Source organism: Paracoccus sp. (in: a-proteobacteria), from assembly GCF_047973135.1.
In the GTDB taxonomy this organism is placed as follows: domain Bacteria; phylum Pseudomonadota; class Alphaproteobacteria; order Rhodobacterales; family Rhodobacteraceae; genus Paracoccus.
Genome location: NZ_JBKEBL010000027.1, coordinates 71,273 through 81,162, shown reverse-complemented (window position 1 = coordinate 81,162; position 9,890 = coordinate 71,273). Strand labels below are relative to the sequence as shown.

Here is a 9,890-nt window from a genome sequence, read left to right as displayed (position 1 = left end):
TTGGTGACGAAATTGCGGTTCGCCTCGACATGTTTCGGCCCCAGCTTCGGGTCGCGCCCCATCGCCGCCATCGAGGTCAGCGTGAAGCGTAGCGGATCGGCGCCGAATTCGTCGATCAGCACCAGAGGGTCGATGACATTGCCCTTGGATTTCGACATCTTCGCGCCCTTTTCGTCGCGCACCAGACCGTGGACATAGACGGTGCGGAAGGGCACGTCACCGACAACGGCAAGCTGCATCATCATCATCCGGGCGACCCAGAAGAAGATGATGTCAAAGCCGGTGATCAGCGTGCTGGTCGGGAAATAGCGCGCCAGCTCCGGGGTGTTGTCCGGCCAGCCCAGCGTGCCGATGGGCCACAGGCCCGAGCTGAACCAGGTGTCCAGCACATCGGGATCGCGCCAGACCGGATAGACCAGCAAAGTCGGGTCCTGCGAGAGATTGTAATCGGCCAGCGATTGCGCGAACAGGTCAATGGCGGCGGCACGGTCGGCAACCTCGACGATGCGGCTGATTTCCAGAGGCTGCGGCAGGCCCGCGATGCTGTCGCGGAACTGCTCGATGACAGCATCGAAATTCGCGCCCGCATGGTGGATCTCGTCGCGATGGACAAGACCCTCTTCCAGCAGGGCAAAGATCTCGACATTGTCCAGCGCGCCGTCGTGGTCGTCATCGACCTGCCCTTCGGGGCGCAGGTCCAGACCATACCAGACCGGGATCTGGTGGCCCCACCAGAGCTGGCGGCTGATGGTCCAGGGCTCGATGTTTTCCAGCCAGTGGAAATAAACCTTTTCGTGCTGCTCGGGCAGGATGCGGGTCTTGCCCGACCGCACCGCATCCAGCGCAGGGCCGACGATCCGGGCGGTATCGACGAACCACTGATCGGTCAGCATCGGCTCGATGACCACGCCCGAACGGTCGCCAAAGGGCTGCATGATCGTCTTGGATTCGACCAGCGCGCGGCGTTCGAGATGCTCGGCCCCGGTTTCCTTGTCGATTTCCTTATGCAGATAGGTCACCGCCAGCCCATCGGCATTGATCTGCTCGATGACCAGCTTGCGCGCCTCGTAACGGTCCAGACCGCGCAACTCCTCGGGGACGAGGTTCACGTTCGAGACATCGCCCACCTCTTCGCCGCGCGCCACGCGGGTCGCGATCTCGGCGCTGTCTTCATAGGACAACCCGTCCTGACGCATCGCGCCCTTGCTGTCCATCAGCGCATAGAGCGGAATGCCGTTGCGCATGGCGACGCCGTAATCGTTGAAATCATGCGCGCCGGTGATCTTGACCGCGCCCGAACCGAAATCGGGTTCGGGATATTCGTCGGTGATGATCGGGATCAGGCGGCGATGCTCTTTCGGGCCGACCGGGATCTCGACCAGTTTGCCGACGATCGGGGCATAGCGGGCATCGCTGGGGTGAACCGCGACCGCGCCATCGCCCAGCATGGTCTCGGGGCGGGTGGTGGCGATGCTGATATAGTCGCGCGTCTCGGACAGGATGACGTTCCCGTCCTCGTCGCGCTCGACATATTCATAGGTTTCGCCCCCGGCCAGCGGGTATTTGAAATGCCACATATGGCCGGGAACTTCGCGGTTCTCGACCTCAAGATCCGAGATCGCGGTCTCGAAATGGGGGTCCCAGTTGACCAGCCGCTTGCCGCGATAGATCAGGCCCTTGTTATACATGTCCACGAAGACCTTGATCACGGCATCGTGGAAATTGCCCTCTTCGCCCGCCGGGGCGCCGGGCGCGCCGGACATGGTGAAGGCATTGCGCGACCAGTCGCAGGAAGCCCCGAGGCGCTTGAGCTGGTTGATGATCTGACCGCCCGATTCCTGTTTCCAGCGCCAGATCTCATTGGTGAAATCCTTGCGGTCCCATTCGCGGCGCGGCGGCTTGCCCTCAGTGGCCAGCTTGCGCTCGACCACCATCTGGGTGGCGATGCCGGCATGGTCCTGACCGGGCTGCCAGAGCGTGTCGAAGCCGCGCATCCGGTGCCAGCGCACAAGGATATCCTGCAGCGTATTGTTCAGCGCGTGGCCGATATGCAGGCTGCCGGTCACGTTCGGGGGCGGGATTACGACCGAAAAGCTTTCGGCCCCCGGATTTGCGTTGGCACCTGCGGCAAAAGCGTCGTTTGCCGCCCATTCACCCGCGATGCGCGTCTCGGCGGCAGTCGCGTCGAAATTCTTTTCCATGGCCATCTGGTCACCCCTTTGATCGCAAAAGGGGATAGCGAAACACAGACAAAAGGCCAAGAGGCGCTAGGTCAGGAACCTTGCCGGAACCCGTTCGGGAAAGGGGAAATAGCTCAGCCATGGCAGCGCCTCGCTGCGCGCGCGATGGAATGAGGGGCGCAAAAGCAGACGCTCGAAATAGGACGTAAGCGCCGGATAGCCATCAAAGGGATGCAGGATGCCCGCGTAAAACAGCGCCGGACAGGCCGCGCAATCGGCCAGCCCGAAATCGCCCGCCGCCCATTCCCGCCCCGCCAGATGCCTTTCCAGCGCGGAATAGGCCCGATCCAGCCGCTCGCGCGCGAAGGTGCCGACCAGGGCCTCGGCCTCGGGACCCATGAACAGGCGCGCATCGACGATCTGCTGCATCATCTGCATGATCTGGAAATCGAAGAAACGGTCCCATTGCCGGGTGAAAAGCGCCTCATCGGGGTCCAGCGGGATCAGCCGCGCCGCCCCCGGATAGTGCCGCCCGGCATATTCGATAATGACCGAGGATTGCGACAGGATCACGCCGCGCGCCGCATCGCGCAGGCCGGGCATCCGGCCCATCGGCTCGATCTCGGCCATCTGGGCGCGGTCATCGGAATTGCCCAGATCGATATGGTGAAAGTTGAACGGCACATCGGTTTCGTAAAACGCGACCAGCACCTTTTGCGTATAGGACGACAGGGGATGACCAAACAGGGTCAGCATTGCACCACCTCATTGATCCGCCGGGCCCTGCAACCGGCGCTGCCGGATCGCCGGGCCGATATGGGTCCGCGCCGCCGGGGCGGCGCGGTGGGCCTGTCCGGGGTCAGGCCATCCCGATCATGTCACATCTTTGGGTCCGACGACGCAGAAATGCGCCCCCTGCGGATCGCGGGCAAAGGCGATATAGGCCCCGCCCGGAACCTCGGCGGGGCCGTGCAGGACCTGCCCGCCGCCTTGGGTGATGCGCGAGATCGCGGCATCAACCCCGTTCACCCCGAAATAGGGCAGCCAGCAGGGCACCGGCGAATTGCCCAGACCCATCATCCCGCCGATATCGGCGCCATGCCATGCGAACAGCTGATAGGTTCCCATCCCGCCCATGTCGACCGATGTGGATTTCGTCCAGCCGAACAGTTCGGCATAGAAATCCAGCGCGGCGGCGGGGTCGGTGGACATCAGTTCGATCCAGTTGCCGTGACCGTCCTTGTTCTGGTTCCATGCCCCGTCCCCGACCGGGGGCTGGGGGTCCATCGGCAGGGGCTGCATCAGGCCGAATACCGCGCCCTGCGGATCGGTCACCACGGCAAAGCGCCCGGTCCCCGGAATATCGGCAGGTTCGCGAAAGACCTTGCCACCCAGCGCGCGGATCTTGGCCACCGCCGCGTCGGTATCGTCCACATCCAGATAGATCATCCAGAAGGGCGGGGTATCGGCGCAATCGTCGGGCATCTCCATCAGCCCGGCCACCATATCGCCGCCATGGCTTGCCAGATGATAGGTAAAACCGGGCACGCCGGAATCCTCGGAGGTCCAGCCCAGAACCTTGCCGTAATAGTCTTCGGCCGCGCTCAACCCGCCCTTGGCGGTGGACAGTTCGAACCAGCATGGTTTGCCATGAAACATGACCGCCCCCTTCAGCTTGCGTCGAGGACAGGCTCGAAGCCGCCCCACATCATCCGCATCCCGTCAAAGGGCATATCGCCCATCTTTTCCATCTCGGGGTCGGACATCATCTTTTCATAGGCGGCATCGGCGGTCGCCTTGTCGGGCCATTCGATCCAGGAAAACATCACCGTCTCGTCATCCTTGGCCTTGGTGGCCATGTAGAAATCGGTGACCTTGCCATGGGGAACATCGACGCCCCAGTTCTCGACCATGCGGGTCGCGCCCCATTTCTTGAAATAGGGCCAGGCCGTTTTGGCATGCTCGATATATTTCTGTTTGTTCGCGGTCGGCACAGCCAGAAGAAAACCGGAAAAGTAAGTCATCTGTCGTCCTCCTGATCCGGTGGGGAAATCACCGGTGAGTCGGAGGTTCTCAGTTGCAGTAGTAAAAAGCAACTGATAATATCAAAACATGGGACAGATCGGCCAAACTTCGCGACTCCGCTATGATGAGGGATGCTTGGGCGCTCATGCGCTCAATGCCATCGGCGACCGCTGGGCGCTTCTGGTGGTGCGCGAACTGATGTTTGCGCCCAAGCGCTTTCAGATGATCCGGGCCGGAATGCCGGGGATCACCGCAAGCGTGCTCACCCAAAGGCTGGCGCAACTGACACAGGGCGGCATCGTCGCGCATGACGAGGTGCTGGGGATCTACACGCTGACCGATCTGGGGCGCGCGCTGCATCCCATGCTGACCGAACTGTGCCGCTGGGCGCTGCTGCTGCCGGGGCACGATCCTGCCCGCCATATCAGCATTTCGGCGCTGATGATCTCGATCTCGGCCACCGTGGATCGCGCGCGCGCCGCAGGCCGGACCCTGCGCGCGGGCTTTCTGTCGGGCCATGAGGGGTTCGAGGTGACGCTGCGCCCGGACGGGCTGCCGCTGGTCCGCGCCGTGCGCGCGCCGGCTGGCGATTTCGTGCTGGAGGGGCGCGGCAACAACCTTGCCGCTGCGATCTATGGCCCGCCGCCCGCCGCGCTGGCGGCTGCGGGGCGTATTGCCCTGCACGGCGATCCGGCCGCCGCGCAGGAGTTCACAAGCCTGTTCAGCCTGACGCCTCAGATCAGCCCAAGGATCGAATCGCCCGAGGACAGCGCGCAGGTGCCCGGCGCTTCTTCGATCTGAAGCTCGGTCACGGCACCATTCTCGACGATCATGGCGTAGCGCTTGGAGCGGCCATTGATCCAGCCCGCGCCCTCGATATTCAGGCCAAGCGCTTTGGTATAGCTGCCATCGGCATCGGCCAGCACGTCGATCCCGGCCCCGTTCGCGCCGGTTTCAGCGGCCCATGCACCGGCCACGAAGGGGTCGTTGACGGTGATGCAGGCGATGCGGGCAATGCCGCTGTCGCGCAGTTTGCCCGCGTTTTTCACAAAGCTCGGCATATGGCTGTTCGTGCAGGTGGGGGTAAAGGCACCCGGCACGGCAAAGATCACCACGCGACCCTGCGACAGCTCGGCGGCATCGACCTCGGCCGGGCCGTTCTCGCCAAGTTGCAGCAGCTTGCCGGCGGGCAGTTTGTCGCCTTTCGAAATGGACATGCGCGTTCTCCAAGAATTGCATCAATGCGGGGGGGACTATAGTCTGCGCGCCTTGGGCAGACCAGTAAGGGCGTGGAATGAAGATCGTGATCCTTGGCGCGGGGCAGGCAGCGGCCTCGATGGCGGCGACACTGCGGCAGCTGGGACATGACGGCCCGATCACCGTGATCGGCGATGAGCCCGCGCCCCCCTATCAGCGCCCGCCCTTGTCCAAGGCCTATCTGCTGGGCGAGATGGGGCTGGACCGGCTGACCCTGCGTGCGCCGGAATGGTGGAACGAACAGGGCATCACCCTGCGCCTTGCCGAGCCCGCGACCACAATCGACAGGGCGCGGCGCGTCGTGACCACCGGCCGGGGCGAATATCCCTATGACGCGCTGGCCCTGACGCTGGGCGCAGCCCCCCGCCGCCTGCCCGAGGCGATGGGCGGCCATCTGCCCGCTGTCCATGTCGTACGCAACCTTGCCGATATCGCGGGCGTGCAGCCTGCGCTGGTCGCGGGTCGCCGCCTTGTCGTGATCGGCGGCGGCTATATCGGGCTTGAGGCTGCGGCGGTCGCCCGCAAGCTGGGCCTTGAGGTCACGCTGGTCGAGGCCGCCCCCCGCATCCTTGGCCGCGTCGCCGCCCCGCAAACCGCCGACATGATCCGCGATCTGCACCGGGCCCATGGCGTAGAGATCATCGAGGGCACCGCCATCGAGCGTATCACCGGCGACGATGCAGCCAATGGCGTGATGCTGGCCGATGGCCGCCACCTGCCCGCCGATCTGGTCATCTGCGGCATCGGCATTACCCCCGAAACCGCCTTGGCCGGGGCTGCGGGGATCGACATTCAGAACGGCATCGCCACCGATGCGCAGGGCCGGACTTCGGACCCGGCAATCTGGGCGGCGGGGGATTGCGCCAGCTTTCCCGGGCCCGATGGCCCGATGCGGCTGGAAAGCGTCGGCAATGCCATCGACATGGCCGAGGCCGTCGCCGCCAATATTCTGGGCGCCAACCGGGATTATCACCCCAAACCGTGGTTCTGGTCGGATCAGTTCGACGCGAAACTGCAAATCGCCGGGCTGAATCTCGGTTATGACCGGGTCGTCGAACGCCCCGGGGCGGGCACGCATGGCGGCTCGGTCTGGTATTGGCGCGAGGGTCGGCTGATCGCGGTCGATGCCCTGAACGACGCCCGCGCCTATATGATCGGCAAGCGCCTGATCGAGGGGGGCAAGTCCCCCTCGCCCGAGGCCGTGCTTGCGGCCACCGAGCTGAAGGCGCTGATGTGATGCGGATCATCGGCGGCAATCTTCGCGGGCTGAAACTGGCGGATGTCGGCGCGGGCGATGCGCAGGTGCATCTGCGCCCGACCACCGACCGGGTGCGCGAGTCGATCTTTAACCTGCTGGTCAATGGCACGCATGGCAATCCGATCCCGAATGCGCGGGTGCTGGACCTGTTCGCCGGGACCGGGGCGCTGGGGCTTGAAGCGCTGTCACGGGGCGCCGCGCGCGTGGCATTCGTCGATGACGGCGTGACCGCGCGGGCGCTGCTGCGCCAGAATATCGACAAGGCCCGCGCCATGGGCACGACCGATGTCTGGCGGCGCGATGCGACCCGGCTGGGCGAGAATCGCGGCCCGGCCTATGATCTGGTCTTTCTCGATCCGCCCTATGGCAAGGCTCTGGGCGAGATCGCGCTGGCCTCGGCGCTGGCGGGGGGCTGGATTGCGCCACAGGCCATGATCGTCTGGGAGGAATCGACCCCGCCCGCCCCGGTCGCCGGGCTGGAGCGGATCGACCAGCGCAAATATGGCGATACCGTGGTCACCCTGCTGCGCCCGGCACAGGGCTAGGTCGCGCGATCCATCTTGGTCGACAGGTGGATCAGGCTTTCGCTGGATTTGACCCCGGTCAGACTGCCGATCTGATCCAGCACATCGTCAAGCTGGCTGGTCGATGTGGCGGCCAGTTGCAGCAAAAGATCGACGCGCCCGCTGGTCGTGTGGATGCGCTCGACCTCGGGCAGGCTGCGCAGCCGCGCCAGAATCGCCGCCTGCGCGCGGGGCTCGATGTTCAGAAGACAGGTCGCGCGAATGCGGTTTTCCCGCGCGGCATCGCCCAGTCGCAGCGTATAGCCCGCAATCGCCCCCGTGGTTTCCAGCCGCTCAAGCCGCGCCTGCACGGTCGAGCGCGCGACCTTGAGCCGCCTTGCCAGCACCGCCACGGATTGCCGCGCGTCCTGCGCAAGATGGGCCAGAATGCCCCGGTCCAGTTCGTCCATGCCCCTCTCCAGACATATTGCCATCAGTTTCGTTAATTTAGCTAATAATTCCGACGATTCCACCTGAATAATCGGTCCAAATGGCGGCGACCGGGCGCAGACTGAAAACAGGGAGAATGATCACAAACTATCGGAGGAATATGCCCATGGGACTGACTGAGGGCCGCGGCCCCAAGCGAATCTGGACCAACCCCGCCGAGATCATCCGTGCGCTCGCGCCCGATAATCCGGTCATGGTCTTTGATCCCGCGGCCCTGTGGGCGAATGCCCGGCGCTTCATCGACGGCTTTCCGGGGCTGGTCACCTATGCGGTCAAGGCCAATCCCGACACGCGGGTGATCCGGGTTCTGCACCGCGCGGGCATCACCGGCTTTGATGTCGCCTCGCCCGATGAGATCGACCTGATTTCACGCATCGCGCCCAAGGCCGCGCGGCATTACCACAATCCCGTCCGCGCGCGTGCCGAGATCGCCCATGCCGATGCCGCGGGTGTCAGGGCATGGTCGGTGGACAGCCATTCCGAACTGGCCAAGCTTTGCGAACTGGTATCGCCCAAGGATTGCGAGATCTCGGCCCGGTTCAAACTGCCGGTGCGCGGCGCGGCCTATGATTTCGGCTCGAAATTCGGGGCGACGCCGGAACTTGCGGCCGAGCTTCTGCGCGCCAGCGCGGATCGCGGCTATATCCCCTCGCTGACCTTCCATCCCGGCACGCAATGCACCGACCCGCGCGCATGGGAAAGCTATATCGAAATGGCCGCCCGGATCTGCACCATGGCCGGGGTCAGGGCCAAGCGGCTGAATGTCGGCGGCGGCTTTCCCTCGCATCGCAATGCGGATGGCGCGCCGGATCTGGAATCCATCTTTGCCGCGATCAAGCGCGCGACGGTGGCGGCATTCGGCGCGGATCACCCGGAACTGGTCTGCGAGCCGGGGCGCGGGCTATGCGCCGATGCCTTTGCCCTGATCACCCGTGTCAAGGCGATCCGCGACGGCGCACATGTGTTTCTGAATGATGGCGTCTATGGCGGGCTGACCGAATTTCCCCAGATCGGCAATCTGGGCCGGGTCGAGGTCCTGACCCCCGAGGGGCTGCACCGCAAACGCCCGGATATCCCGCGCGAGGTCTTTGGTCCGACCTGCGATTCCCTCGACCGGCTGCCCGGAGAGATCCCCCTGCCCGCCGATCTGCAGGAAGGGGATTACGTGATCTTTCACGGCGCGGGGGCCTATTCCACCGTGACCAATACCCGCTTCAACGGTTTCGGCCAGATGATGCAGCTGTCATGCAAATCCGTCGCCTAGGCGGCGCGTTCAGGCCACGTCGGGCAGCGCGTCCTTGGGCGTGACGCCCAGAGCCGCGCAGACCTTGAGGACGAGATCGGGCTTGTTCAGCGTGTAGAAATGCAGCTTGTCGACGCCGCCCGCGACCAGCTGCTCGCACAGCCTGACGCAGACATCCAGCGCCAGCCGGGCCTCGCCTTCTTTGCCTGCCTGAGCGAATGCCGCTTCGGCCCAGGCGGGAACCGAGGTGCCGCAGCGCTCGGCAAAGCGGCGGGCGCCGCCCCAGCTCTGGATCGGCAGGATGCCGGGCAGGATCTCGGCGGTGACGCCCGCCTTCACGCATTGATCGCGAAAGCGAAAGAACGTGTCGGCATCGAAAAAGAACTGGGTGATCGCGCTGGTCGCACCGGCATCCGACTTGCGCTTGAGCCATGCCACATCCGCCGCCGTATCCGGACTGTCGGGATGGGGTTCGGGATAGGCACCACAACGGATCTTCATGTCGCCACGGCCCGCGATCGCCTCGATCAGCTCGACCGAATTGGCGAAACCGTCGGCATGGGGGGTAAAGCGGTCCTGCCCCTGCGGCGCATCCCCGCGCAGGGCGACGATCTCATGCACGCCCGCAGCGGCGTAATCCGCGACGATCTGCAAGGTTTCCTCGCGCGTGGCATCGACACAGGTCAGATGCGCGGCGACATTCAGACCGTAATGGCTGGCCAGCGCCGTCACCGCCTCATGCGTCAGCTGCCGCGTCGTGCCGCCCGCACCATAGGTCACCGAGACGAAATCCGGCCCCAGCGGTGCCAGCGCGCGCGCCGTGTCCCACAGCCGGAACGACTGATCCAGATTCCGGGGCGGAAAGAATTCAAAGCTGACGGCGGGCGTGTTCATGGCGGGTTCCTTATCCTGAG

The 9,890-nt window shown here is 64.6% G+C and carries 11 protein-coding genes; 4 read left to right on the top strand and 7 right to left on the bottom strand.

All coding sequences use genetic code 11. The features are described 5' to 3' along the window. From ACK5L9_RS02160 to ACK5L9_RS02145, 4 genes are all read right to left on the bottom strand, one after another. On the bottom strand, window positions 1–2,207 hold a 2,207-nt coding region (locus tag ACK5L9_RS02160), incomplete at its 3' end, for a valine--tRNA ligase (protein ID WP_416909806.1). A 60-nt stretch (window positions 2,208–2,267) separates the two neighbouring features. Next, window positions 2,268–2,936, bottom strand: coding sequence for a glutathione S-transferase family protein (locus ACK5L9_RS02155; protein WP_416909805.1), 669 nt, complete (start codon window positions 2,934–2,936; stop codon window positions 2,268–2,270). A gap of 117 nt (window positions 2,937–3,053) precedes the next feature. Continuing rightward, window positions 3,054–3,839 carry a VOC family protein gene (locus tag ACK5L9_RS02150; protein ID WP_416909804.1) on the bottom strand — a complete coding sequence of 262 codons (786 nt, stop codon included), beginning with the start codon at window positions 3,837–3,839 and terminating at the stop codon, window positions 3,054–3,056. 11 nt (window positions 3,840–3,850) lie between these two features. Continuing rightward, window positions 3,851–4,204: a DUF1428 domain-containing protein gene (locus tag ACK5L9_RS02145; RefSeq protein WP_416909803.1), complete on the bottom strand. Its 354-nt coding sequence runs from the start codon at window positions 4,202–4,204 to the stop codon at window positions 3,851–3,853. A 136-nt stretch (window positions 4,205–4,340) separates the two neighbouring features. Between ACK5L9_RS02145 and ACK5L9_RS02140 the strand changes: the two genes are divergently transcribed. Further along, window positions 4,341–5,006: a winged helix-turn-helix transcriptional regulator gene (locus ACK5L9_RS02140; protein WP_416909802.1), complete on the top strand. Its 666-nt coding sequence runs from the start codon at window positions 4,341–4,343 to the stop codon at window positions 5,004–5,006. Here ACK5L9_RS02140 and ACK5L9_RS02135 read toward each other — a convergent pair. After that, window positions 4,940–5,422 (bottom strand): peroxiredoxin, encoded by a 483-nt coding sequence (locus ACK5L9_RS02135; RefSeq protein ID WP_416909801.1) that lies wholly within the window; start codon window positions 5,420–5,422, stop codon window positions 4,940–4,942. The genes ACK5L9_RS02140 and ACK5L9_RS02135 overlap by 67 nt on opposite strands. A gap of 77 nt (window positions 5,423–5,499) precedes the next feature. On the opposite strand from ACK5L9_RS02135, the gene ACK5L9_RS02130 reads away from it, so the two are divergent. Together ACK5L9_RS02130 and rsmD are read left to right on the top strand one after the other, a co-directional pair. After that, window positions 5,500–6,699, top strand: a complete 1,200-nt coding sequence (locus tag ACK5L9_RS02130) for an NAD(P)/FAD-dependent oxidoreductase (protein ID WP_416909800.1) — start codon at window positions 5,500–5,502, stop codon at window positions 6,697–6,699. Further along, the gene (rsmD, locus tag ACK5L9_RS02125) at window positions 6,699–7,265 is read left to right on the top strand and encodes a 16S rRNA (guanine(966)-N(2))-methyltransferase RsmD (protein WP_416909799.1); all 567 of its coding nucleotides are present in this window, start codon (window positions 6,699–6,701) and stop codon (window positions 7,263–7,265) included. Before ACK5L9_RS02130 ends, rsmD begins: the two co-directional genes overlap by 1 nt. On the opposite strand, the gene ACK5L9_RS02120 is transcribed toward rsmD, so the two are convergent. Next, complete coding sequence (locus ACK5L9_RS02120; protein WP_416909798.1) at window positions 7,262–7,693, bottom strand: Lrp/AsnC family transcriptional regulator; 432 nt, start codon at window positions 7,691–7,693, stop codon at window positions 7,262–7,264. The genes rsmD and ACK5L9_RS02120 overlap by 4 nt on opposite strands. Window positions 7,694–7,839: 146 nt before the next feature. Here ACK5L9_RS02120 and ACK5L9_RS02115 point away from each other — a divergent pair, with 146 nt between their 5' ends. Then, complete coding sequence (locus ACK5L9_RS02115; RefSeq protein ID WP_416909797.1) at window positions 7,840–8,997, top strand: type III PLP-dependent enzyme; 1,158 nt, start codon at window positions 7,840–7,842, stop codon at window positions 8,995–8,997. A 9-nt stretch (window positions 8,998–9,006) separates the two neighbouring features. On the opposite strand, the gene metF is transcribed toward ACK5L9_RS02115, so the two are convergent. After that, on the bottom strand, window positions 9,007–9,870 hold the full coding sequence (metF, locus tag ACK5L9_RS02110) for a methylenetetrahydrofolate reductase [NAD(P)H] (RefSeq protein ID WP_416909796.1): 864 nt from the start codon (window positions 9,868–9,870) through the stop codon (window positions 9,007–9,009). Between the last annotated feature and the right edge of the window lie 20 nt (window positions 9,871–9,890).